This window comes from Candidatus Aalborgicola defluviihabitans, assembly GCF_016705985.1.
Classification (GTDB): Bacteria; Pseudomonadota; Gammaproteobacteria; order Burkholderiales; family Burkholderiaceae_C; genus Allorhodoferax; species Allorhodoferax defluviihabitans.
The window spans coordinates 63661-87382 of sequence record NZ_JADJKN010000013.1 but is presented as its reverse complement, the minus strand read 5'-3'; the positions used below and the strand labels follow the sequence as shown (position 1 = coordinate 87382).

16 protein-coding genes are annotated in these 23722 nt (G+C 58.6%); 7 read left to right on the top strand and 9 right to left on the bottom strand.

Annotated features, from left to right (window positions below; all coding sequences use genetic code 11):
• Positions 1–365: 365 nt before the first annotated feature.
• Positions 366–1772, bottom strand: coding sequence for an aldehyde dehydrogenase family protein (locus IPI80_RS13835; RefSeq protein WP_413861037.1), 1407 nt, complete (start codon positions 1770–1772; stop codon positions 366–368).
• Positions 1773–1955: 183 nt separating this feature from the next.
• Between IPI80_RS13835 and IPI80_RS13830 the strand changes: the two genes are divergently transcribed.
• Complete coding sequence (locus IPI80_RS13830; RefSeq protein ID WP_413861035.1) at positions 1956–2921, top strand: helix-turn-helix domain-containing protein; 966 nt, start codon at positions 1956–1958, stop codon at positions 2919–2921.
• Between the two features lie 144 nt (positions 2922–3065).
• On the opposite strand, the gene IPI80_RS13825 is transcribed toward IPI80_RS13830, so the two are convergent.
• The 7 genes from IPI80_RS13825 to IPI80_RS13795 all read right to left on the bottom strand — a co-directional run bounded on the left by IPI80_RS13825 (position 3066) and on the right by IPI80_RS13795 (position 15626).
• The gene (locus tag IPI80_RS13825; RefSeq protein ID WP_413861158.1) at positions 3066–6557 is read right to left on the bottom strand and encodes an indolepyruvate ferredoxin oxidoreductase family protein; all 3492 of its coding nucleotides are present in this window, start codon (positions 6555–6557) and stop codon (positions 3066–3068) included.
• 128 nt (positions 6558–6685) lie between these two features.
• A complete protein-coding gene (boxA, locus tag IPI80_RS13820; protein ID WP_413861033.1) occupies positions 6686–7918 on the bottom strand; it encodes a benzoyl-CoA 2,3-epoxidase subunit BoxA in 1233 nt (410 codons plus the stop codon).
• Positions 7919–7949: 31 nt separating this feature from the next.
• Entirely contained in the window at positions 7950–9374 is a 1425-nt protein-coding gene (gene boxB / locus IPI80_RS13815; RefSeq protein ID WP_413861031.1) for a benzoyl-CoA 2,3-epoxidase subunit BoxB, read from the bottom strand.
• A gap of 37 nt (positions 9375–9411) precedes the next feature.
• Positions 9412–11055: a 2,3-epoxybenzoyl-CoA dihydrolase gene (gene boxC, locus IPI80_RS13810; RefSeq protein ID WP_413861029.1), complete on the bottom strand. Its 1644-nt coding sequence runs from the start codon at positions 11053–11055 to the stop codon at positions 9412–9414.
• Positions 11056–11403: 348 nt separating this feature from the next.
• On the bottom strand, positions 11404–12324 hold the full coding sequence (locus tag IPI80_RS13805) for a helix-turn-helix transcriptional regulator (RefSeq protein ID WP_413861027.1): 921 nt from the start codon (positions 12322–12324) through the stop codon (positions 11404–11406).
• Between the two features lie 265 nt (positions 12325–12589).
• The gene (gene glp / locus IPI80_RS13800; RefSeq protein ID WP_413861025.1) at positions 12590–14404 is read right to left on the bottom strand and encodes a gephyrin-like molybdotransferase Glp; all 1815 of its coding nucleotides are present in this window, start codon (positions 14402–14404) and stop codon (positions 12590–12592) included.
• A 244-nt stretch (positions 14405–14648) separates the two neighbouring features.
• Positions 14649–15626 carry an NADPH:quinone oxidoreductase family protein gene (locus IPI80_RS13795; RefSeq protein WP_413861023.1) on the bottom strand — a complete coding sequence of 326 codons (978 nt, stop codon included), beginning with the start codon at positions 15624–15626 and terminating at the stop codon, positions 14649–14651.
• A gap of 131 nt (positions 15627–15757) precedes the next feature.
• Between IPI80_RS13795 and surE the strand changes: the two genes are divergently transcribed.
• From surE to IPI80_RS13775, 4 genes are read left to right on the top strand one after another with little or no spacing between them, the layout of a single operon-like run.
• Positions 15758–16540, top strand: coding sequence for a 5'/3'-nucleotidase SurE (gene surE, locus IPI80_RS13790; RefSeq protein ID WP_413861021.1), 783 nt, complete (start codon positions 15758–15760; stop codon positions 16538–16540).
• On the top strand, positions 16537–17382 hold the full coding sequence (locus IPI80_RS13785; RefSeq protein ID WP_413861019.1) for a protein-L-isoaspartate(D-aspartate) O-methyltransferase: 846 nt from the start codon (positions 16537–16539) through the stop codon (positions 17380–17382). Before surE ends, IPI80_RS13785 begins: the two co-directional genes overlap by 4 nt.
• Positions 17383–17393: 11 nt before the next feature.
• Positions 17394–18263: a peptidoglycan DD-metalloendopeptidase family protein gene (locus tag IPI80_RS13780; RefSeq protein WP_413861017.1), complete on the top strand. Its 870-nt coding sequence runs from the start codon at positions 17394–17396 to the stop codon at positions 18261–18263.
• A gap of 11 nt (positions 18264–18274) precedes the next feature.
• Complete coding sequence (locus IPI80_RS13775; protein WP_413861015.1) at positions 18275–19312, top strand: sigma-70 family RNA polymerase sigma factor; 1038 nt, start codon at positions 18275–18277, stop codon at positions 19310–19312.
• 34 nt (positions 19313–19346) lie between these two features.
• Here the strand turns inward: IPI80_RS13775 and IPI80_RS13770 are convergent, their stop codons facing one another.
• The gene (locus IPI80_RS13770; protein ID WP_413861013.1) at positions 19347–20960 is read right to left on the bottom strand and encodes an amidase; all 1614 of its coding nucleotides are present in this window, start codon (positions 20958–20960) and stop codon (positions 19347–19349) included.
• Between the two features lie 179 nt (positions 20961–21139).
• On the opposite strand from IPI80_RS13770, the gene IPI80_RS13765 reads away from it, so the two are divergent.
• Positions 21140–22120 carry a potassium channel beta subunit family protein gene (locus IPI80_RS13765; RefSeq protein ID WP_413861011.1) on the top strand — a complete coding sequence of 327 codons (981 nt, stop codon included), beginning with the start codon at positions 21140–21142 and terminating at the stop codon, positions 22118–22120.
• 50 nt (positions 22121–22170) lie between these two features.
• On the top strand, positions 22171–23643 hold the full coding sequence (rlmD, locus tag IPI80_RS13760; protein ID WP_413861009.1) for a 23S rRNA (uracil(1939)-C(5))-methyltransferase RlmD: 1473 nt from the start codon (positions 22171–22173) through the stop codon (positions 23641–23643).
• The last annotated feature ends 79 nt before the right edge of the window (positions 23644–23722 follow it).

The following is a 23722-nucleotide window of genomic DNA, read 5'->3' as shown; positions in this document are numbered from 1 at the left end:
CATGCAATTTCAGTGCACACTTGGAATTTGGTGCACTATAATGCACATAATAGTGACGGATGTTTTAGAATGTCAAGCATTTACGCAAAATAATGCCTAAATAACTGATAGAAGCTATAAATAGGGGTGTCGTTTCAGCTGTCAGAACGGCTACGTAAGCCCACAGGGCGGCATTTCGCTGATATGTTGCCGACGGAAATTCAATACAACAACAATTTCACAGTAAGCACAATGGTGCATCTGGGTAACCGTCGAAATTTTCCGCGACCGCAGCCTTTGGGCAACTACGCAGCGGCCCAACGTCTTTAGTGCGGTGCTCTGAGGCAGCACCGCACTAAAGTTTGGCTGTGGCCGTTAGATGCCTTTTAGCTGAACACCACCTGGATGTCGGTGTACTCTGCCAGTCCTTCTTCGCCGAACTCGACACCGCACCCTGAGGACTTCACGCCACCAAAAGGTGCATTGGGTTGAATGGCGCCGTGCTTGTTGATCCACACTGAACCGCATTCCAGGCGATTGGCCACCTGTTTGGCTTTTTCAATGTCCTTGGACCAGACCGAACCGCCCAGACCGTTGGGGCTGTCGTTGGCCTGTGCAATGGCATCTTCCAGATTGCTGTATTTAATGATGGGCAGCGCTGGGCCAAACTGCTCCTCAAACACCAGCGGATCGGTGGCGGTAAGGTCGGCAATCAGCGTGGGTGGGAAGAACAGGCCCTGTCCTGGCTGACCGCCCAGCAAAACGCGTCCTTTTTGCGTGGCCGCGTCGACCAGGCGTTTGACCTTGTCGAACTGCATCTGGTTGGCGATCGGGCCCAGAATCGACTTCTCGTCCTGACCGTCACCCACTGGAATGTTGCGCGCAAAGGCCACCAGCGCGTTGCACACGCGGTCATAGACGCTTTCGTGCACATACAGCCGCTTCATGGCCGCACAGGTCTGACCGTTGTTGATGAACGCCCCCCAGAACAGACCTTCGGCAATCGCCTCGGGGTCCACATCGGGCAGAACGATGCCCGCATCGTTGCCACCGAGCTCCAGAGTCAGCCGCTTCACCGTGTCGGCAGCTGTTGCCATTACTTTTTTGCCGGTGTTGATCGAGCCCGTGAAGACGATCTTGCGGATGTCTTGGTGTGCAGCCATTGCAGCACCGATGTTGGTTAGCCGATCGTCTGAGGTCACCACGTTGACTACGCCTGCTGGCAACACCTCGTTCATGATTTCAACCAACCGGATGGTTGACAAAGGGGTAAACGGTGACGGCTTGATGACTACGGTGTTGCCGGTGCGCACGGCAGGCAAGATGTGCCAAACCGCGATCATCACCGGCCAGTTCCAGGGTGTGATCGACCCTACGACACCCAGAGGCTTGCGATGCAAATCGACCCGCCCCTGCTCGTTGTCTTGCAATGTTTTCACGGGTAGCGACAAGCTGGCCGTGTAGGCTGCCCAAGCCTGGGCGCCGCCCAATTCAAAGCGCGATCCCAGACCGTTGAGAGGTTTGCCCTGCTCCTGAGTCAGCAACTGAGCCAACTCTTCAGCATGCTCACCAATTTTTCCAGCAATGTCCAGGCATGCCTTCGAACGCTCCGCATCCGTTCGCTTGGACCACAGTTCAAAAGCCGAAGTAGCGGCGGCCACAGCGCGATCCAGATCCTGCGCGCTGGCATTGGGTGCTTTGGCAATCAGCTTGCCGATGGACGGGTTCATCACATCAAACTCAGATGCGGCACGAACCCGAGTACCGCCAATGATCATTGCAAATTCAGTCATGTTGTCTCAATCCTTGTAGTTGTAGCCTCATTCAGGCAATGCATCGTAGAAGCACGGTGGTTTAGCGGTCTTGGCGTAGCGCGACAAGAGAATAGGACCATTGCGACATCGGGCCTCACTGCTCAACATAGTCGCGGGTAATTACCGATGGCGTGCGACCAAGGATGAAACAAAAAATTCGGAATGCTGACGGAACTTCCAAAAACGTATCTCCCGATTGATCAATTTCAAACCGATCTGCGTTCGATCTGTGGCGCTTTTCAGCTGAATCCCGCAAGAAGCCAGACCATGATGCGCGGTGCTGTCTGCTTGGAGGAGCGGTGTGGAATGGAGTTCGCACATGTCGCCGTTGATGAACTCCAGACTATTCGCAGAACCAAGCGAGAGCTTGTGCAAGACCATGCCGAACACTATTTCCTCATTCTTCAAGAGGAAGGGCGAGCGTTAATGAGTCAACGCGATACGGCGCGTCTCCTACGGCCAGGGGACTTCATCCTCATTGACAGTGCGGAGCCCTCGGAGTTCACTTATTTCAACCGTCACAGCCGGCAGCTATCGGTTCACCTGCCCCGTGCCGAGCTGCAGGCCCGTTTTGGCGACGTTTTGCGTGGGGGAATGTTTTTGTCCGGATCCGATCACACGGCGTTGGGCATTTGTGCTGTGCTCGCCAAAGCGTTCGAGCGCGGAGGCAACCAGACACAAACTGGGTACCTGCGTGACGCGATGTATGGATTGCTAGGCGCCATGTTGTACGCAGGCGGAGATGGCATCCAGTCTCAAAAAATCGACGCAGAAGTGGGCAGTGCACAACTACTGGAACGTGCGCTGGACTATATTGAAACCCACTTCTTCGACAGCGATTTGTCGATTCAGCGCATGTCTCGGGATCTCAAGGTTTCCAGCCGACAGTTGCAGCGCTCGTTTCTCTCCACGAACACCACGCCAACCGATTATTTGGTACAAAAGCGCTTGGCGTTTGCTTGTCAGTCGCTGAAATATCGACATCGGAGTGACAGCAAACCACTCATATCGACTATTGCTTATAGCTGTGGTTTCAATGATCTGTCTTACTTCAATCGCCTGTTTCGAAGCACCTTCGGCTGCACGCCGACCCAGTACGCAGATCCTACTTATTGTGCCGATGCTTGAGGTTGAAAGTCGGAATCGCGCCTGTCGTCAGGTTGAACCGGTTGGTGCTGCAGTCGGGCCACAACGCCTATGTTCAATTGCATCACGACGCTTACAACAGGCCCACTTCAACAGCCAAAATTGAATTCATTGGCAGAGCGTCAACTATCTTCTTTGCACCAAGCTTTCCATCCGCTCGCGCATTTGTAGCATGCTCTTCTCTTTGACTCGGCCATAACCACGGACATGATCAGGCAAGGCGGCAATTTCAACTGCTGCCCCCATATTGCCAGCGTTGAGTGTTGGCAGCAACTGACCTATAGTGAGGGCATATTCGCCTGCCAAGGCACGCTCACTCTGAGCGGACTGTGACCAACTATATGGGTCCAGCATCGAACCGCGCAGGCCACGCAGACTGGCCAACAGTCTTAACCCAAACCGCGCGCCCAACGAAAATTGCCGTTTGCCGGACCTTTGCCCATCCTTTCGAGATGTTCCAAAATACGCAGGTGCAAAATGGTATTGCACCGCATAGTCTCCCGTAAATTGTTCTTGCAGGGCACTCTCCAAACTTCCGTTGGTATAGAGACGCGCCACCTCGTATTCGTCTTTTCGTGCCAGTAATTTGGCATAGTTGATGGCTACTTGTCGTGTCAATTCCAGATGGGATCCTGCCGACAACGCTGCGCGTTCTGAAGTCCGTACACGATCCACAAAGTTTTGGTACTTTAGCGCGTAAGCGGCGTTCTGGTAGTCGGTCAGGCGCTGTCGAGCTCGGTTGATGATCGCATCAATCTTGTCTGCCTCAGTGGGCTCTGCGACGGGCTTCGCAACGCCCAAGAGGGTGTCGAGCCTAGCTGGGTTCGCAGCAGCAAGACGCCCGCAGGCAAACGCAAATATGTTGTCTTCGACAGATACGCCATTGAGCTCCAGAGCACGTTCGATTGAGGCCCGGCTTAAAGGCACCAGTCCCTGTTGCCAGGCAAAGCCGAGCAATAGAACGTTTGCTGTCAACGTGTCGCCGAGCAATTGCGCGGACAATGCTTGTGCATCACAGGTGGCAACTGCGCTGCTTCCAATCGCGTGCTCGATTTTTGCCAGCAAATCAGGCCCATGCAAGTCTGCGTCCGGGTCGGAAACAAACGCATAGGTTGGTATCTGGTTGAGGTTTGCGACAACGCGGGTTCGCCCACGTGAAGCGCTTTGCAGGGCGTCATTCGATGCACCCACCACCAAGTCTCCGACAATCATGGCGTCCGCCTGCTGCGTGTCGATGCGTGCCTGATTGAGCAAGTCGGCACTGGTTGCAAGGCGCACGAAAGCTATGACAGCGCCCCCCTTTTGTGCGAAGCCCATGAAATCCAGGACCGACGCACTCTTCCCTTCCAGGTGTGCGGCGGTGGCAATGAGGGCCCCAACGGTGATAATGCCTGTGCCTCCAACCCCGGTAATGACCAGGTCATAGGGCGCCACCCATTTCCAGGGCTGTGGCTGGTCGAGTTCCGCGATGGCGCTGGTCAGCGCTTCCTTCGCCACACCCACTCCAACCTGCTTGCGCAGTTCAGCCCCTGTCACTGTGACGATGGCAGGGCAGAGTGCTTCAAGACAAGAGTAGTCCTGATTGCATACCGTTTGGTCAATTTGCCTTTTTCGCCCCAACTCGGTTGACAAGGGGCGGATGGCGACGCAGTTTGATACTGCGGTGCAGTCGCCGCAGTTCTCGCAAATGTCCGGATGAATGAAGACGCGTGTTGTTCGCGGGCTGACCAGCCCACGTTTAATGCGTCGGCGTTGCTCTGTTGCACACACTTGGTCATAAATCAGCGCTGTCACGCCGGGTGTCTCACGCAGTGTACGCTGCACGGTGTCCAAATCGCCGCGTGCATGGAAGGTCGTGGTCGCGGGGAACTCGGCTCGGCGTGGCAGCCATTGATCACCATCTTCTGTTACCACCGCAATTCGGGCTACGCCTTCGGCCTCGATTTGGCGTGCAATTTCGGGTACCGAGAGCCGTCGATCCACGGGTTGGCCGCCGGTCATGGCGACTGCATCGTTGTACAGGATTTTGTACGTTATGTTGACCCCCGTGGCTGCCGCCTGGCGGATGGCGAGGTAGCCAGAATGCGAGTAAGTACCATCGCCCATATTCTGAAAGCGGTGCACTGCATCGGTAAAGTAGGACTGCGCCACCCAGTCAATACCTTCACTGCCCATCGGAACCTGGGGAAACGTGGTGTCCCGGTCCATCCACCCCGCCATGGCGTGGCAACCAATGCCGGCGTTGGCCTCAGATCCTTCAGGCACACGGGTGGATAAGTTGTGCGGACATCCTGCACAAAAATACGGGATACGTCGCACCCCGTCGGCCGAGTTGGCGAGCATCGCAGTGGCTACGAACGCAGGAACGCGGTCACAGCGGTCCACGGAGGGAAAATGCCCTGCCAGCCATTGCGCCAAAACCGGCATGATGCGTGAAGGCCGCAACTCTCCAACCGCCGACAACAGGGGTTGACCGTTACGATCCAGTTTGCCAAGTAGTCGTGGGCGATGGGTAGTAGGCTGGTTGTAGAGTAGTGCCCGCAGTTGGTTTTCGACGACTGCGGCTTTTTCTTCTACGACCAAAACCTCGCCAAGCCCACGCACAAAGTCGAGCATGCGCCGGGGCTCCAGTGGGAATACCAATCCGACTTTGTAGACACGCACGCCTACCGCTTCTAGTCCATCGAGCGAAATGTCAAGTCGCCGCAGAGCTTCGAGTAAATCCAAATGGGCCTTGCCGCATGTCACTATGCCGACAGTGGCTCGCGGCGCTGATACAACCAGGCGATCAATGGGGTTTGCATAAGCAAAGGCGCGCACGGCATCCAGTTTGGCAGCCAGTCGCGCTTCAATTGCGAGCCCGGGCAGGTCGTGCATCCGGTAATGCAAGCCCCCCGGATGGGCTGGAAGTTCAACGGGCGCGTCAAACGTGGTGCGTAGGCGGTCAAGATCAACCGTCGCAATTCCCTCAACGGTTTCTGACAAGGCAATCAGTCCCGTCCAAGCACCTGAAAACCGCGACAACGCCCAACCGAACAGACCGTATTCGATCATCTCCGCCACGTTCGCGGGGTGCAAAACGGGCATGCTCCAAGCCATCATCGCCAGATCACTCTGAAATGGAAGACCCGACGACACACAACCGTGATCGTCCCCCGCCACGACAAGGACCCCGCCACGCGGTGACGAACCATAGGCATTGCCGTGGCGCAAGGCATCGCCAGCCCGATCGACACCAGGCCCCTTGCCGTACCACATTGCGAAGACGCCCTCAACGCGTCGTAGCGGGTCACCGGCCACACGCTGGGTTCCCAGTGCGGCCGACGCGCCCAGCTCTTCGTTGATCGCCGGCATGAAGCGCACCCTGCTTTGGTCCAATAGTGCCTGCGCTTTCCATAATGCCTGATCCACTGCACCCAGGGGTGAGCCTCGATACCCGGAGACGAACCCTGCCGTGTTCCAGCCACGGGCACGGTCCAATCGTGCTTGCATCAACGTCAGGCGTACAAGCGCCTGCGTGCCTGAAATCAGGATGCGACCACCGTCGCAGGTCAGGTTGTCGTCCAGTCGGTAATCCTGTAGCCCCTCAAATTTGGGCTCAGCCACTGAATGCGGCATTGACGGTTTTGACACGGGATTGATGGTTTCCATACGCACTACCTCTTTGAACTGGATCGCGTCTGACGTGTCACGTGCAACGGCCTCTTCTGGTAGTTCAAAATTGACCGTTTGCTACTCTTGGCTTCTCAATAGGTCTCGGCATGAAAGCGTCCAGCATCGCGCAACTGCGGGATCAGGGAGGCCCAATCCAGGCCGTACTGTCGACAGACGTCCGTCATCGCCGCATGCACGCCTTCTTCCATTCTCTTGTGCCCGCAAATGTAGATGTAGGTGTTTTCGTCCCTTAGCCAATGTGCGACCTTTTCCGCCTGGCTGCGGATGCGGTCCTGCACATATTCCTTGGGTTGATTGGGCTCGCGGGAATATGCCACCTGAACGTCGATCAGTTCTTTCGGCAGCTTCATCAGTGGTCCGCAATACGGTAATTCGTCTTGCGTGCGCGCACCGAAAAACAGCAAAATTTCTCCACCTTCTTTTTGACTCAGACGGCGCCTGCGTTGCTCGGTCATGGCGCGCATGGGTGCGGCTCCGGTGCCGGTGCAGATCATCATCAACCTGGTGCCAGGGTGATTCGGCATCAGGTAGGTCAGGCCGTAGGGGCCGGTGACCCGCACCTTATCGCCCCGGTTGAGGTCGCAAAGGTAGTTCGATCCAATGCCATGCCATGGATTCCCATCTTCATCCTGCGTTACGCGCTTGACGGTCAGGGCCAGGTTGTTGTAACCAGGGCGCTCGCCATCGCGCGGGCTGGCCACTGAATACAACCGGATGTGGTGTGGGCGCCCTTGTGCATCGGTACCCGGGGGGAGAATTCCGATCGATTGCCCCTCCAGCACCGGGAAGGCCTGCGTTCCGAAGTCCAGAACAATGTGCCGGATATCGCTGTCAGCGTTGTTATGAGTCAATTGAAAATTGCCCATCACGGTAGCGATAGCGGGTGCCTGAACCGCATACAAGCTCGTATATGGCTGCGCCGCAGACCATGGCGCGCAGACGGGCCCACCTTGTCCTGCCGAAGCTTCGTCGGTAATGCGCAGGACATCATCAGGGATGGCCGCACCGACCTCGTTTTCAGTGAAGTGCGCCGCTACGGGCAAGGCGTCCCAGGCAAATTGTTCTGACGTGGTCCAGGGCTGGTTGCTCTTGACCTGTTGCCAGTGATCGATTGCGCCAGTCGGGCAGGGCGAAATGCAATCGTTGCAGCCATTGCACAGGTCTAAATGCACAACGTAATTGCGGCCGTCATGTGAGATGGCTTTGACCGGACAAGTGTCTTCGCACGTGTTGCAGCGGATGCAAACCTCTGGATCGATCAGGTGCTGGCGCGCAAGTGCCACGCCGGTTTCATGGGCCGTCATTCATCGTCCTCCTTGCATCGCAAGCCCTGGTTCAGGCAAACCGAATATAGTCAAAGTCGATCGGCTGCTTGTTGATGCCCATTGGTGGCGGCGCAATCCAGTTGGCAAACTTGCCGGGTTCGGTGACGGGTCCCATCAGCGATGCTACAAAGGCTCTGTCTTCAGGCGTTGGCAACCAGTTGCTCTGCTGCTGTGTCCACTGCTCTTCAGCAATGACATTGCCTTCTGGCGATACGCGTACCTCGGAAAAAGTACCAATCTTGCGGTTGAAGGCCTTGTGGGGAACGTTCAGACGGAAGTCGCAACCAGCCTTCTCTATAACCTTGTTCCAGCGCTGCACGCCCCCGTTTGAATCGCGGATGTAGTCATCGCGCAGCCGCTCATTGATGGCCAGCAAGGCCGGAATTTCATGCGAGACGATTTGCCCTCCTTCAATGCTCAGAACCGGATAGATGTCGCCTTTGAGTAAATGGTCATCGTCCAACTTGCCTTCTTCATACCGACCCTTCAGCCCGGTGGTATAGAACGTCGCAGCATTACTGGACTGGTCGGCACCAAATAGGTCAATGGTCACGCTGAAGTGGAAATTCAGGTAGCGCTGGATGGTGGGCAGATCGATAACGCCGGCGGAACGCAAGCTCTGCACATTGTCTGTTTTGAGCTGGTTCATTACCTCGCAGGTGCGCTGGATGGTGCGGGCCACGCCGGATTCGCCCACGAACATGTGGTGTGCCTCTTCGGTCAGCATGAAGCGCGTGGTGCGTGCCAGCGGATCGAAGGCCGACTCGGACAAGGCGCACAGCTGGAACTTGCCATCGCGGTCAGTGAAATAGGTAAACATGAAGAACGAAAGCCAGTCGGGTGTCCGTTCATTGAAGGCATTCAGGATGCGCGGGTTGTTGGCATCGCCGGAGCGGCGCTCCAGCATGGCATCGGCTTCCCCCCGACCATCACGCCCGAAGTAGCGGTGCAGCAAATAGACCATGGCCCATAGGTGGCGCCCTTCTTCAACGTTCACCTGGAACAGGTTGCGCAGGTCGTATTGCGAAGGTGCTGTCAGGCCCAAATGGCGCTGTTGTTCGACCGAAGCGGGTTCGGTGTCACCTTGTGCCACGATGATGCGGCTCAGATTGGCGCGGTATTCACCCGGAATTTCTTGCCAGGCGGCCTCACCCTTGTGCGCCCCGAAATGAATCATGCGGTTCGGGTCGGCCTCTGGGACAAAAATGCCCCAGCGGTAGTCGGGCATTTTGACGTGGCCAAAATTGGCCCAGCCGCTTGGCGCAACGCTGACTGCTGTGCGCAAATAGACATCAAAGTTGCTGGACCCGGTGGGGCCCATGTCGCTCCACCAGTTCAGGAAATTGGGTTGCCACTTCTCCAGTGCGCGCTGCAATGTGCGGTCGCTGGAAAGATTGACGTTATTCGGAATCCGTTCGTTGTAATCGATGTTCATGTCACATTGCTCCTGTCAAGCGAATCAATAAAAAGCGTTAAACGCGTTCCCAGTTGAATTGGGCCTTGTTGCCGGTGCCAAACACCTTGAGCGCACCAGACTCGCCGACCGCATTGGGCCGGATGAATATCCAGTTTTGCCAGGCTGACAATCTGCCGAAAATACGCGTTTCCATGGTCTCTGCGCCGCCAAAACGCAGGCTCGCCTCCAGCCCGGTCAGCGCGTCGGGTGACAGGCTGACACGCTCTTCGATGGCGATCCGGATTTCCTCATCCCAATCAATATCGTCTGGTGTCACCGTGACCAGACCGTGCGTTGCAGCGTCTTCTGTGCGGATTGATTTGCCGACCAATGCCCGCAGGCAATCCAGTTGCGACGCGTCGCCATAAAACCGGGTGGATAGACGGCTGGCATGGTTGACCATGGGATAGCTGCCGAAATTGAGTGCAGACAGCGCCAGTTGTGGCTCGGCATCTTCTTGGTCGGGCAGGCTCAGCATGTAACTGCGGTCGCAGGCCAGCAGCACTTCGAGCAGGGTGCCTGCGAAGCAAGACTCCTGATCGACAATGGCAAACAAGGTGCGCGAGGTCACGTCGAGCCGTGCCAGAGTGCGCCGCAGCATCCCGATGGTCTCGCGCACGAACCAGTGATCCCGGTTTGAATCCAGCATCACATCTGCCGCCAGCACCGCAGCCACATCACCACGGGACTTCAGCAGCCAGGTGCCAATTTCCAGCTCATTGGTGCGTAGCAGCAAGATGGCATCGTCGAGTTCCCGCGCCAGCTCCAGAGGCCACCAGTTGCCCCCAGCCGCGACAACACTGCCGATGTCAGCAGGCTGTTCGCCCGCCGGCGCCTGAAGTGTGAGTGTCGCTGTGCGCAGCTTGCGGTCGATTGCAACATCGACATTGCGGTAGTGGTAGCCGGCATCGTCCACGGTGCGCGCAATCGGAGTCAGCGTTACGCCCGCACCCTGCCCGGGGCGGTCGCTCAAATCGGCAAGGCGCGCGGCATGCGCGTCCACGGCGGCAGAGAACTCTTGTGCTTTTGCACTGTGGTCAATCAGCTTCCAGGCCTTGGCGCGGTCGGCGCGTAGCCCTTCACTCATGGTGCAAAAAATGTCGGCGTGGTCGCGGCGAACCTGGCGCTTGTCAATCACGCGCGTAAGCCCGCCCGTGCCGGGCAATACACCCAGCAACGGAACCTCCGGCAGACTGACTACCGAGGAGCGGTCATCAATCATCAAGATCTCGTCGCAAGCCAGCGCCAATTCGTAGCCGCCACCGGCCGTTATACCGTTGAGCGCCGCAAGAAATTTGAGGCCGGAGTGCTGGCTGGCATCCTCCATGCCGTTGCGGGTTTCGTTGGTGAATTTGCAGAAGTTCACCTTCCATGCATGGGTAGAGCTGCCCAGCATGTAGATATTGGCACCGGAGCAGAACATGCGCGCCTTGGCGCTGGTCAGTACGACGGTTTTGACCTCAGGGTGCTCAAAGCGTATGCGCTGGATCGCATCGTGTAGCTCAATGTCCACGCCCAGATCATAGGAATTAAGTTTGAGTTTGTACCCGGGCTTGAGGCCCTGGTCTTCATCAATATCCATGGCCAAGGTTGCCGTTGTGCCTTGAAAGGAAAGCTTCCAGTGGCGGTAGCGGTCGGGATGGGTGTCAAAAGTGATCATGTGGTCTGTCTCCGCCAATTCATTGCGAATGTTGCAGGTCGCATACATCCGTATACACACTCAGAAAATGCATCATTCTTCATTAATCTAAATTAGAAAATGAATAATAATGCATTTAACAATTTCTTGCAGGCGAATGGGGTTTTTCATGTCCTGGCGTGCTTTCGGGAGATTCAGGTAACCTGAAAAGTCTCCTCGTGGTGCAGACTCAGGCCGGAGTCAGTTGCCATTTCGATGCGACTGATCGGACGATATGCTATAAAATATATAGCTTTATACGTATATTCTACGAGGGCTAGGACTGGAATTTAGCAGTGGGATTCGGTCCGAATCGCGTCCCCGTCAGCGCTAGGCAGTGCCGCTGCCTGCCGAATAGTGTGTTTCTATTGCATTGCTGAGGGCATCCAGGCTCTGTGCAACGGTCTGGCCGGATGTGCTCAAAATGATGTCTCCCTTGCCATAGAGCGGAGCGCGTCCCTGCAGAATCGAGCGCAAATCTTCCATGGCTTCGTTGTTGTCATCCATGGGGCGGTAATCGCCTTGGGCAATGACGCGTGCCATATGTTCTTCGGGCGATGCCATCAGCCATACCACCATGCAGGACGACAACAGCAACTCAAATGTGGCGGGCTCCGTCACCAGCCCGCCTGGGATCTCGATGACAGCGCGCTTGTTTTTTGTGACAACGGTCTCCAGTGCGCGCCTTTCATAGCGGCGATAGCCTGGCTGGCCATAGAGGGAGAATACTTCGTCCATCGATGTACCCGCTTCGTGTTCGATTTCCTGGCTCAAACGGATAAAGGGGATATTGAGGCGCTTTGCCAGCAGGGTTCCCAATGTGGTTTTGCCTCCGCCGCGCAAACCGATGAGTGCGATGCGCTCGCGTTTGCCTTGCGAATGCATGCTGCCAAATTCGACAAACAGCAAATCCCACACTTTCTGTAGCTGTTTCTGGTCAAGGCGCATCAAAAACTCATGCAGAAGTTTCATTTCTACGGAAACTTCTTCTTCTTGCAGCAGATCTGCGAGCGGGGTTGCCAGGGCGTGGGCTACCTGACGTAACAGGTTGATGGAGATGTTTCCCCGACCCATTTCCAGTTGGGCCAAATAGCGCTCGGACACTTCTGAGTCACGGGCGAGAATTTTGCGGGTCATGCCCCGTTGGGCGCGAATTCTGCGGACCCGCTCACCGAGCTTGAGCAGGTAATCACCATAGGTTTTGCCGGTGTCCAGTTCCATATTCAAGCCCGAAATACTGACTTCGTCCATTTAAGGCCTCCCTGACGTGCGTAACAAGCACCACACCCATTGCCCACATGCACCATTGTGCTTGCGGTGAAATTGCTGTTTCATTTGCTTTCCGGCAGAATCTTACCAAGATAAAGCCGGTCTATGGGGGTTCCTTGGTGCACTGGTCACCGCAATGATGCATTTAATTGCAGCATCTGGCAGAACTTTAGGCAATACCCTGCATAAATTGCCCGCTTACGCCCGTTGTCATTGTAGAAATAGTGGTGAGACTATGGCCGCAAAGTCAGACCAACCCGTCAAACACCACAACATCCACCATCTCGCCGGCACGCACGGGGCCTTGTTCGTCGTGCAGTACCACCATGCAGTTGGCCTGCGACATGCTGTGCAGCACGCCCGAGCCTTGCGCGCCCGTGATTTGCACCACCGGGTTGCCTGTTGCGTCGGTGGAAAGGATGCCGCGCTGGTATTCGGTGCGGCCGGGTTTCTTGCGGATGTTGGCTTGTGAGGCCGCGCGCAGGTGCGGCAATGGGGTGTTGTGGGCGCCCATCATGCGCAGTAGGGCGTCGCGAGCGAAGAAGTAGAAGGTGACCATCACCGCCACCGGATTGCCCGGCAAGCCAAACAGGTAGGCCCTTTTGCCGTTGGAAGCAACCGTGCCAAAGGCCAGGGGCCGGCCCGGGCGCATGTCGATTTTCCAGAAGGACACATCGCCCAGTTTGGCCATGATGGGTTTGGTGTAGTCGGCTTCGCCCACCGACACGCCGCCCGAGGTAATGACGGCATCGGCGTTTTCGCAGGCCGTTCGCAAGGCCGCCTCCAGAGATTGGGCATCATCCTTGACCACGCCCATGTCGATCAGCTCGCAACCCAGACGGGTGAGCATGCCCAGTAGGGTGTAGCGGTTGGAGTCATAGATGCAACCAGCATCCAGTGGCTGCCCCAGGGAGCGCAGTTCGTCCCCTGTTGAGAAAAATGCGACCTTGAGCCGGCGCTGCACCGCCACCTCAGCTATGCCCAGCGATGCCAGCAGGCCCATATCAGCCGGGCGCAGCACGCGGCCGCGGCTCAGGGCGGGTTTACCTTCCATCAGGTCTTCACCTTTCAGACGTCGGTTGTCGCCGGTCTGGATCGTGCTCGCCGGGATCGACACTGTGGTATCGGTCAGCGCCTGCGTCAGCTCCTGGGGCACGACGGTGTCACACAGAGCCGGCATAACCGCACCAGTCATGATGCGCACACACTGCCCATGCCCGACAGCACTGTCAAAGCGGTGCCCAGCATGGGCGCTGCCGATGATGGTGAGCGTGGTGGCCGCATTGGTTGCCAGGTCCGCGCCCTGGAACGCAAAACCGTCCATGGCAGAGTTGTCGTGCGCCGGCACACTGATGGGTGACACCACATCATGGGCCAGCACACGGCCCAGGGCTTCCCGGGTTGGGACCAGTTCCTGGCCGTGGATAGGTTGCACCAAGTCCTGAATGATGCGCTGCGCCTGCGCAACGGTAAGGGCACGGTCCGAGTCGTGCATGCGCAGCTCGTCTGCGGTGTTGATGTTGTGAAATGCGGATTCGTCTTCGAATTGCACTTCAGCCACTTTAAGGCTGGCCAACCAGCTGCCCATCTTGCGGCCACCGCCTTCGAGGTAGGCATTCAAGTGGGGCAGCAGCGCGGTCTTGACCAGGCAGAACACTGGGTGCAGCTGGCGTGTATCACCCGTACCGGTTACGGCCACGGCCAAGTCAGCATCCTGCGCTTGCCGGGCCTGGGCCAGGCGTGCGACCAGATCGGCAGGCAAAAAGGGTGAGTCGCATGGTGCGGTGACTAGGTAGGGCGTTTCGCAGTGCATCAGTCCCGCTTGTAGGCCAGCCAGCGGGCCGGCAAAGTCGGGCAGGGCGTCGGGCCAGACCGGTACACCGTAGGCAGCATAGGCCTCCTGGTTCTGGTTGGCATTGATCAGCAAATGCTGCACCTGAGGGGTGAGCCGCTCCAGCACATGTGCCACCATGGGCTTGCCGTTCAGCGGCACCAGACCCTTGTCGACGCTGCCCATACGGGAGCCTCGCCCGCCTGCAAGGATGAGTCCGGTGATGTCCATGGAGGCTATTGTGCCAAATGGGTCCAAAGGCCTGGTTGGCGCCCGATTCGTGCAGCAACCGCCCCCAGGCGATGCCGCCAATGGTTGCGTGAAGGATTTAACGAATTTTTGCGTATCTATGCGCTAAAAGGTCGTGTTAGCCCTCGTCGGAGTTACGTAAGGCGCTACTGTTTTCATAGTAACTTTGCAGTCTCAGACTCGTGCCGGGAGAGCATTCCCGGTAGTTTCGTCCGCCGGAGTATGACTAGGGGTTCACCATCACCAGCTTGCCCATGACCCCGCGTGAACCCATATGGGCGTAGGCGGCCTTCAACTCCGACATGGGCATCGTGCGGTCAATCACTGGCTTGATCTTGCCCTGGCCGTACCACTGGACCAGCTCGCCCAGCATGGCGGCATTGGCCTTGGGCTCCGCCTTGGCAAACGCGCCCCAGAACACGCCCACGATGGACGCAACCTTGAGCAGCGGCAGGTTCAATGGCAGGGCGGGAATGGTGCCGGAGGCAAAACCCACCACCAGGTAGCGGCCACGCCAGGCAATGGAGCGAAAGGCCGGTTCGGCAAATTCGCCGCCCACGGGGTCATAAATCACGTCCGGGCCTTTGCCATCGGTCAGTGCCTTGATGGCGTCGCGCAGATTCTCGGTGGTGTAGTTGATGGTGGCGTCGGCACCGATTTTTTTGCATAAATCGCACTTCTCCTGGGTCGATGCCGCAGCAATCACCCGGGCGCCCATTGCCTTGGCGATCTGGATGGCCGACGTGCCCACGCCGCCGGCGGCACCCAGCACCAGCACGGTCTCGCCGGCCTTGAGTTGTGCGCGGTCCACCAGGGCGTGGTGGGAGGTGGCGTAGATCATGATGAAGGCCGCCGCATCCACAAACGGGAAGTCCGGGGGCAGCGGTATGCACAGGGCCGCTGGTGCAATGGTGTGGGTGCCAAAGCCGCCCGTGCCACTCAAGCAGGCCACGCTCTGGCCGACCTTGAGGTGCTTGACACCTTCGCCCACGGCCTCGATCACACCCGCGTATTCTGAACCCGGCACAAAGGGCAGGGCGGGCTTCATCTGGTACTTGTTTTGCACGATCAGGATGTCGGGAAAGTTCAGGCTGGCAGCCTTGATGGCAATCAGTACTTCGCCTGCCTTGGGTGCTGGCGTGGGCAGTTCTTTCCAATTCAGGGCGTCAATACCGGTGGGGTTTTCGCAAAGCCAGGCGTGCATGGGAGTCTCCAAAAAAGGTGGACGCATCATAGGCCTTGACGATGGTCAAAATTGTCGCTGGGGTGACCCGCCCTCGGCCCTGTGGTGAACCGACCCGCGCCCTACAATGGACGGCAATTCCCCCCGAACTTATGAAAATTCTCATTTCCAACGACGATGGTTACCAGGCAAGCGGCATAGAAGCGCTGTATGAAGCGTTAAAAGACCTGGGCCAGGTGGAGGTGATTGCGCCGCAGCAGAACAACAGCGCCAAATCCAATGCGCTGACCCTGCATTCGCCCCTGTCAGTGAACCGCGCCGCAAACGGGTTTCGTTATGTGAACGGCACCCCGGCCGATTGTGTGCACATCGCACTCACCGGTTTGCTGGACTACCGCCCGGACTTGGTGGTATCGGGTATCAACAACGGCGCCAACATGGGAGACGACACCATTTACTCTGGCACCGTGGGAGCCGCAATGGAAGGGTTTTTGTTTGGCATTCCATCCATTGCCTTCTCGCAGGTAGAACATAACTGGTTGCACCTGGACAGCGCGGCACGCAAGGTGCGCGAACTGGTGCAGTCCATGCACCAGAAGCAGTTGATTACCCCCGCGCCTTTTTTGCTGAACGTGAACATTCCCAACCTGCCGTACGAGCAGATCGGCAGCCCCAAGCTGTGCCGCTTGGGTCGGCGCCATGCGGCCGAAAGCGTCATCCAGCAAAAAAGCCCGCGCGGAGAGACCATGTATTGGATTGGTGCGGCAGGCGCGGTCAAGGACGATGCCGAAGGCACGGATTTCCACGCAACGGCGCAGGGTCATATCTCCATAACGCCCTTGAAGGTGGACCTGACCGACCACGACCACCTGGGTTATTGGGCGCAAAGCGTCTCACGCCTGTCCATGGCCAGCCCGACCGCCCAGTGCCCATGAAGCAGCGCCCAACTTTCCCCGCCAGGTTGGACACCACCCTGGCCATGAACCGGCCCAATGCCGTGGGCAAACCTGCGCCGACAACACACGCAACACCCACCAAGTTGCCCAATGCGCCAGCAACGGCAGCCGCTCCCAGTCGCATCAAGGCCGCGCAGCAACCGACCCCACAGCCTGGGCATGGCATGGACTCCAGCGCCGTTCGCCATCGCATGGTGCACAAGCTGGCGGCCCAGGGTATTTCGGACGCTCAGGTGCTGGGCGCCATGGGTGCCATTGAACGCCACCGTTTTGTCGACAGCGCCTTAGTGAACCAAGCGTATGAGGACACCAGCCTGCCCATTGGCTTGGGGCAAACCATATCAAAACCCGGCGTGGTCTCGCGCATGCTGGAACTGCTGCTGCAAGCGCAATTGGGTAACCCCGCCAAGCTGGGCCGGGTGCTGGAGATCGGTACAGGTTGCGGCTACCAGGCCGCAGTGCTGAGCCTATTGGCCACCGAGGTCTACAGCATCGAGCGCCTGCGCGGCCTGCACGACAAGGCGCGTGACAACCTGCGCCCCCTGCGCCTGGCCAATCTGCATTTGTTGTTTGGTGATGGTATGGTGGGTTACGCCAAGGGTGCGCCCTATGCTGGCATCATTGCCGCTGCTGGCGGCGAGGCCGTGCCCCAGGCCTGGGTAGACCAGTTAGCCGTGGGTGGTCGTCTGGTGGCACCTGTGGTTACCGCTGGTGCACCCGGATCGCAGGCCCTTTTGGTGCTGGACAAGACCGCCCAGGGCGTGCGCCAGACCATTCTGGAGGCGGTGCATTTTGTCCCTCTAAAATCGGGTGTTGCTTGAAGGAAGTTTTTATGACCGGTTCTTTGCGTCGTGCTGGGTGGTTGCTGGGTTTTGTGATGGTGGTGCTGTCTGCGTGCAGTTCCAAGCCCATCAACCGCGCGCCAGTGGAAGATCGCGCCTCGGTGTCCGGCAAAATGATTGTGACCGCACCGCTACCCCAGCAACCGAATGACAAGCTTCTCCCTGGTAGTGAGAATGCCGGCAAGCCCGGCTACTACACCGTCAAGCCCAAAGACACGCTGATCGCCATTGGTCTGGAAACTGGCCAGAGCCCCAAAGACCTGGCCCGCTGGAACAATGTGGAAAACCCCAACCGCATTGAAATTGGCCAAGTGCTGCGCGTAGTGCCACCGGTGGCCGAAGGGGTGGCTATGACCAGACCGGTGACCACCAGCGCTGCCACCGCCACGCCCATTGCGGCGGGATCGGCCAAGCCGGAATCTGCTGGGGCCAGCGCAACGTCTGCCCCGGTGGCCGCCGCAGCGACGGCGCCTCCTGCTGCTGGTGACGATGACATGGGCTGGATTTGGCCCACCAGCCACGGCACCGTGCTGGCTGGATTCGACGAAGTCAAGAACAAGGGCCTGGACATTGGTGGCAACGCGGGTGAGGCAGTGTTGGCCTCGGCCGACGGCAAGGTGGTGTATGCGGGCGCCGGCCTGCGTGGCTACGGCAACCTGATCATTCTCAAACACAACAACATCTACCTCACGGCCTACGCGCACAACCAGACCCTGCTGGTTAAAGAGGACCAATCGGTCAAAAAAGGCCAGAAGATTGCCGAAATGGGCAACAGTGATGCCGACCGGGTAAAGCTGCACTTTGAGGTGCGCCGCCAGGGCAAGCCGGTGGACCCGCTTAAATACCTGCCGCCCCGGTAGCGACTGTCACCATGAGAAAGCCCCGCAACCCCGGTTCGGCCAGCAACGCTGCCAACCAGGAGGTGGTGGGCCAACTCCTGGAGAGAAAAGCGCTATCAGCCCTCGTCAAATCTACACAACCCGCTATTGATCTGATAGCGATACAGGCGTTGAAGCCACTTGTGCAGGACGACTCCGGTAGTGATGTCGTGGCCGATGAATCGGCCGACGCCCTGTCTTTGTACCTGCGCGGCGTTCGCCGCACCGCGCTGTTTACCCCGGAAGAAGAATTTGAGACTGCGCAGCGCGCCCGCGCCGGTGACTTTGCTGCCCGCCAGAGCATGATCGAGCACAACCTGCGCCTGGTGGTGAGCATTGCCAAGGGTTACATGGGGCGCGGTGTGCCCATGGCCGACCTGGTGGAAGAGGGCAACCTGGGCTTGATGCACGCCATCGACAAGTTCGAGCCCGAGCGGGGCTTTCGCTTTTCCACCTACGCGACCTGGTGGATACGCCAGTCGGTAGACCGCGCCCTCCTGTACCAGGGCCGCGCCGTGCGACTGCCGGTTAATGTGGTGCGCGAATTGCAGCACGTGTTGCGTGCCCGACGCTTGCTCGAAAACGATTCCGAGCTATTGGCCAGGCGCCCCGAAGGGATTCGTGTCGACGACATTGCAGCCTTGCTGGGTACTGATCCGCAGCATGTGGCCGATCTGCTGTCCATGGCCGAGGCGCCGCGCTCGCTGGATGCATCGCTGGACCTCGCCGGCGATGACCAGACCCTGGGCGATGGACTGGTGGACGATGTAACGCTGTCCCCCGATGAAGTCACCCTGTCCCACGAGGTGGATGCGCTGCTGGATGAATGGATTGGCACCCTGACCCAGCGCGAGCGAGAGGTGCTCGAAGCGCGCTATGGCCTGCACGGGCACGACCCAGAGACTCTGGACGTGCTCAGCGAGCGACTGGGGCTTACGCGTGAGCGGGTGCGCCAGGTGCAGAACGAAGCCCTGCTCAAGCTCAAACGCTACCTGGGCCGGCGGGGCATTACGCAGGATAAGTTGATCTAGTGGTAATGGGCCGCACCAGCGACCCGCTACTTCGCTACGTCATATTCACCGACTTGGGATACGTAGGCGCCTTGCGCTGCAGACTCGCCTGCTCATACGCATAGGCCATGGCGATCAGTGCGCTTTCGGTCCACGCCGTTCCCACAAACGACAAGCCCACCGGCAAGCCGCGAACCATGCCTGCAGGCACGGTAATGTGTGGGTAGCCAGCCACCGCGGCGGGGCTGGTGAAACTGCTGCCGGAGGCGTCGCCGTTGATGAAATCGGTCAACCACGCGGTGCCGCCGGTAGGTGCTATCAGCGCGTCCAGTTTGTGTTCTTGCAGCACCTTGTCAATGCCTTCGGCGCGCGCATAGCGGTGGTTGTTGGCCAGCGCGTCTTTGTACTCTTGCGTGTTCAGGTCGCCCTTGCTCTGCGCGTTGATGAAATGCTCCTGGCCAAAGTAGCCCATCTCCTGGCTGCGGTGGTCTTGGTTAAAGGCAATCAGATCGGCCAGCGTTTTCACCTGGGCGGTTGGAGCGTACTCGGTCAGGTAGGCGTTCAGGTCGGCTTTAAGCTCGTACAGCAAAACAGTCATTTCGCTGTCGCCGTACTTGGTGGCGTTGGGCACTTCGGGCACGTCAATCAGCGTAGCACCCTGCGCAAGCAGCACGGCCAGTTGCGATTCAATGGCCGCCGCAACGATGTCGCTGGATGCCGCCCACTGGTTGCGCACCACGCCCAGGCGTTTGCCTTTCAGTGCGTTGCGGTCCAGCACCTGGGTGTAGTCGGCCTTCTTCTGGTCAGCCAATGCGGTGGCGCTGTCGCGCGGATCGGTGCCTGCCAGCGCTGTCAGCAGCGCGGCAGCGTCTGCCACCGTGCGGGTCATGGGCCCGGCAGTGTCTTGTGAATGCGCGATGGGCACCACCCCGGCGCGGCTGACCAAGCCCACGGTGGGTTTGATACCCACCAAACCAGCAAGGGAGCAAGGCGAGGTGATGGAGCCATCGGTCTCGGTACCCACCGCAATGGCGGCCAGGCTGGCGGCCATGCTGGAGCCCGAGCCAGAACTGGAGCCGCTGGTGTTGCGGTCCAGCGCATAGGGGTTCCTGGTCAAACCACCGCGCGCGCTCCAGCCGCTCGTGGATCGGGTGGAACGCATATTGGCCCACTCCGACAAATTGGTTTTGCCCAGAATTACGGCCCCCGCGTTGCGCAGTTGGGTGACCAAAAATGCATCACGTGGTGGCTTTGCGCCTACCAGTGCCAGCGAGCCCGCTGTTGTCTGCATGGCGTCCGCAGTGGCGATGTTGTCTTTTATCAGCACCGGAATACCGTGCAGCGGCCCGCGCGCACCCTTGATTTTTCGTTCCGCATCAAGAGCTTTGGCTATGGCCAGTGCTTCAGGGTTCAGCTCGATGATGGAGTTGAGCTTGGGACCTGCCTTGTCCAGCGCTGCAATGCGCGCCAGGTAGAGCTGCACAAGCTGCTGGGCGTTGATGGTGCCAGCCTGCATGGCAGCCTGCAACTGGGCCACAGTCTTCTCGGTTACGTCAAAACGCGCGCTGGTTGCAGCGCTTCCAGCCATTTCGCCAGCATGGCTACTGGCAGCAGCCAAGGCGCTGCCAGCGGTGAGCGCCACGCGCTCGACAAAATTACGACGGTTCATGGGACGCCTCGTTCAGCAAAGGGTCAAAAAGCATTGCGTAACGCTATTCTGCGCTACAAAGGGTTCTGCCGCTATCAGTCGAAAAATGACAGGCAAACAACATTTTGCAGCCTGATCTACACTGCGCGACTTGCCTCCTCCTGCCACTTTCCCACTCCTTTTCAACCCAAGGAAACACCATGCAATACCGTCGACTGGGCCGCAGCGGCCTGCAAGTAAGTGAACTCTCCCTGGGCTCCTGGATTACCTACCACAACCAGGTGGACACCAAAGCCGCCAGCGAAATGCTGGCCGCAGCCAAGGACGCTGGCATCAACTTCTTTGACAATGCTGAGATTTATGCCCAGGGCCAAAGCGAAGTGGTAATGGGCGAGGCCTTCAAGGCGCTGAAGTGGGCGCGCCTGGACTACGTGGTGTCCACCAAGTTCTATTGGGGCCTGGAAACACCAGGCCTCAAGGTCAACCAGCGCAACACCCTGAACCGCAAATACCTGTCGCAGGCGATAGATGGTTCTTTGAAGCGCATGCAGCTCGATTTTATTGACCTGGTGTACTGCCACCGCCCGGACCCATTCACCCCGATTGAAGAAACCGTGTGGGCCATGAGCGACATGATCACCCAGGGCAAGGCGCTGTACTGGGGTACCAGTGAATGGAGTGCGGCCGACATCCGCGCTGCCTACGAGATTGCCGAACGCCACCACCTGCACAAGCCCGTGATGGAGCAGCCGCAGTACCACCTGTTCCACCGCCTGCGTGTGGAAGAAGAGTACAGCCGCCTGTATGACGACATGCAACTGGGTCTGACAACCTGGAGCCCATTGGCATCGGGCTTGTTGACCGGCAAGTACCGCAACGGCGTTCCCGCCGGTAGCCGGGGTTCCATGGAAAGCCTGAGTTTTTTGCTCCCTGGCCTGACCGATATCGCCAAGAACGCGGCAGTGGGGCAACTCAGTGACATTGCGACGGAACTGGGTGGCAACGTGGCGCAGTTAGCCATTGCCTGGGCCAACAAGAATCCGCGTGTCAGCAGCGTGATTTTGGGTGCCAGCAAGATGAGCCAGTTGCAGGACAACCTGGGTGCTTTGGCGCTGACTCCCAAGCTCACGCCCGAAGTGCTCGCGCGCATTGACGCAATCGCCAAGCCGCTGGCGGCGTAGTGGGCCTTCCAGGAGCTTTGTCACAGTCGCGCACCTGAGACAATGGGGGCATGACTGACCTGAATTTGACTGAAACACCACTACCCGAGGTATTGCCAGACGGCTGGCTGCGTGTGAAATCCCTGGACTTGGAAGCCCAGGGCGTGGCCCATAAGCCCGATGGCAAGGTGGTGTTCATTGATGGCGCGCTGCCGTTTGAAGTGGTCAGCGCCCAGATCCATCGCTCCAAGAACAGCTTTGAAAAAGGCACGCTGACCGTAATTCACCAAGAATCGTCACAGCGTGTGCGGCCGGATTGCCCACACTTTGGTCTGCACGAAGGGGCCTGTGGCGGCTGCAAGATGCAGCATCTGCACGCCAGTGCCCAGGTGGCCGTCAAGCAGCGGGTGATGGAAGACAACCTGTGGCACATTGGCAAGGTCAAGCCCGATAACGTGCTGCGCCCCATTGAAGGCCCGTCGTGGGGTTACCGCTACCGGGCGCGGTTGTCGGTTCGCTTTGTGCGCAAAAAGGGTGCTGTGTTGGTGGGTTTTCACGAGCGCAAGAGCCGTTACGTGGCCGATATGAAGGTGTGCCCGGTGCTGGCACCCCAGGTCAGCGCCATGCTGGTGCCGCTGCGCCAGTTGATCGAATCGATGGATGCACGGGAGACACTGGCGCAGCTCGAACTGGCCATGGGTGATATGCCTGCGGGCGGTGTCGGCACTGAGGTGATTGCCCTGGTGCTGCGCCATTTGGAGCCGTTGTCGACAGGCGACCTGAACCGCCTGCGCCAGTTTGCCGCGGTAAACCCCGGCTTGCAATGGTGGTTGCAACCCAAGGGGCTGGATACGGTGCACCGTCTGGACGAGTTGCCCGGCCACGAGACCCCACAACTGGCCTACGCCCTGCCGGACTTTGGCATCACCATGCCGTTTCGCCCGACCGATTTCACCCAGGTCAACCCGCATATCAACCGGGTGCTGGTGTCGCGGGCGCTGGGTCTTTTGAACGTTGGCCGTGATGAGCGGGCAATTGACTGGTTTTGCGGGCTGGGCAACTTCACGCTGCCGCTGGCTACCCAGGCGCGTGAGGTGCTGGGTGTGGAAGGCGCTGAGGCGTTGGTTGAGCGTTCACGCGAAAACCTTAAGCTCAATCAGACTACAGCCCTCGCAAAACATACGTTAGCAGCTACCAAATTTGTAGCGCGTAACCTGTTTGAAATGACGCCCGAGCTGCTGGTGGGCGACGGCACCGCCGACAAGTGGCTGGTGGACCCACCCCGCGAGGGTGCCTTTTCCCTGGTGCAGGCGCTGGCTGGTGTGCGCCAGCGCGTGGCAGAAGGCGTGGCCAGTGCCGCTGAGGTGGCCTGGACGCCGCCCAAACGCATTGTGTATGTGAGTTGTAATCCGGCGACCCTGGCGCGCGACGCGAGCGTGCTGGTGCACGAGGGAGGTTACCGCTGTTCTGCGGCCGGTGTGGTCAATATGTTTCCGCACACGGCGCACGTGGAAAGCATTGCGGTGTTTGACTGGGTAGGTTGAGCGGAAATTGAATGACCGCCGGTTTTAGGCAACAAAAAAAGGCCCACAAGGGCCTTTTTTAGGGGTCAATAGCGCGTTT

What these genes read in the sequence shown, in the direction of transcription:
- IPI80_RS13835 (WP_413861037.1), bottom strand. Translation starts at nt 1,772, where the DNA reads ATGACTGAATTTGCAATGATCATTGGCGGTACTCGGGTTCGTGCCGCA.
- IPI80_RS13830 (WP_413861035.1), top strand. Translation starts at nt 1,956, where the DNA reads ATGCTGACGGAACTTCCAAAAACGTATCTCCCGATTGATCAATTTCAA.
- IPI80_RS13825 (WP_413861158.1), bottom strand. Translation starts at nt 6,557, where the DNA reads ATGCCGCATTCAGTGGCTGAGCCCAAATTTGAGGGGCTACAGGATTAC.
- boxA (WP_413861033.1), bottom strand. Translation starts at nt 7,918, where the DNA reads ATGACGGCCCATGAAACCGGCGTGGCACTTGCGCGCCAGCACCTGATC.
- boxB (WP_413861031.1), bottom strand. Translation starts at nt 9,374, where the DNA reads ATGAACATCGATTACAACGAACGGATTCCGAATAACGTCAATCTTTCC.
- boxC (WP_413861029.1), bottom strand. Translation starts at nt 11,055, where the DNA reads ATGATCACTTTTGACACCCATCCCGACCGCTACCGCCACTGGAAGCTT.
- IPI80_RS13805 (WP_413861027.1), bottom strand. Translation starts at nt 12,324, where the DNA reads ATGGACGAAGTCAGTATTTCGGGCTTGAATATGGAACTGGACACCGGC.
- glp (WP_413861025.1), bottom strand. Translation starts at nt 14,404, where the DNA reads ATGGACATCACCGGACTCATCCTTGCAGGCGGGCGAGGCTCCCGTATG.
- IPI80_RS13795 (WP_413861023.1), bottom strand. Translation starts at nt 15,626, where the DNA reads ATGCACGCCTGGCTTTGCGAAAACCCCACCGGTATTGACGCCCTGAAT.
- surE (WP_413861021.1), top strand. Translation starts at nt 15,758, where the DNA reads ATGAAAATTCTCATTTCCAACGACGATGGTTACCAGGCAAGCGGCATA.
- IPI80_RS13785 (WP_413861019.1), top strand. Translation starts at nt 16,537, where the DNA reads ATGAAGCAGCGCCCAACTTTCCCCGCCAGGTTGGACACCACCCTGGCC.
- IPI80_RS13780 (WP_413861017.1), top strand. Translation starts at nt 17,394, where the DNA reads ATGACCGGTTCTTTGCGTCGTGCTGGGTGGTTGCTGGGTTTTGTGATG.
- IPI80_RS13775 (WP_413861015.1), top strand. Translation starts at nt 18,275, where the DNA reads ATGAGAAAGCCCCGCAACCCCGGTTCGGCCAGCAACGCTGCCAACCAG.
- IPI80_RS13770 (WP_413861013.1), bottom strand. Translation starts at nt 20,960, where the DNA reads ATGAACCGTCGTAATTTTGTCGAGCGCGTGGCGCTCACCGCTGGCAGC.
- IPI80_RS13765 (WP_413861011.1), top strand. Translation starts at nt 21,140, where the DNA reads ATGCAATACCGTCGACTGGGCCGCAGCGGCCTGCAAGTAAGTGAACTC.
- rlmD (WP_413861009.1), top strand. Translation starts at nt 22,171, where the DNA reads ATGACTGACCTGAATTTGACTGAAACACCACTACCCGAGGTATTGCCA.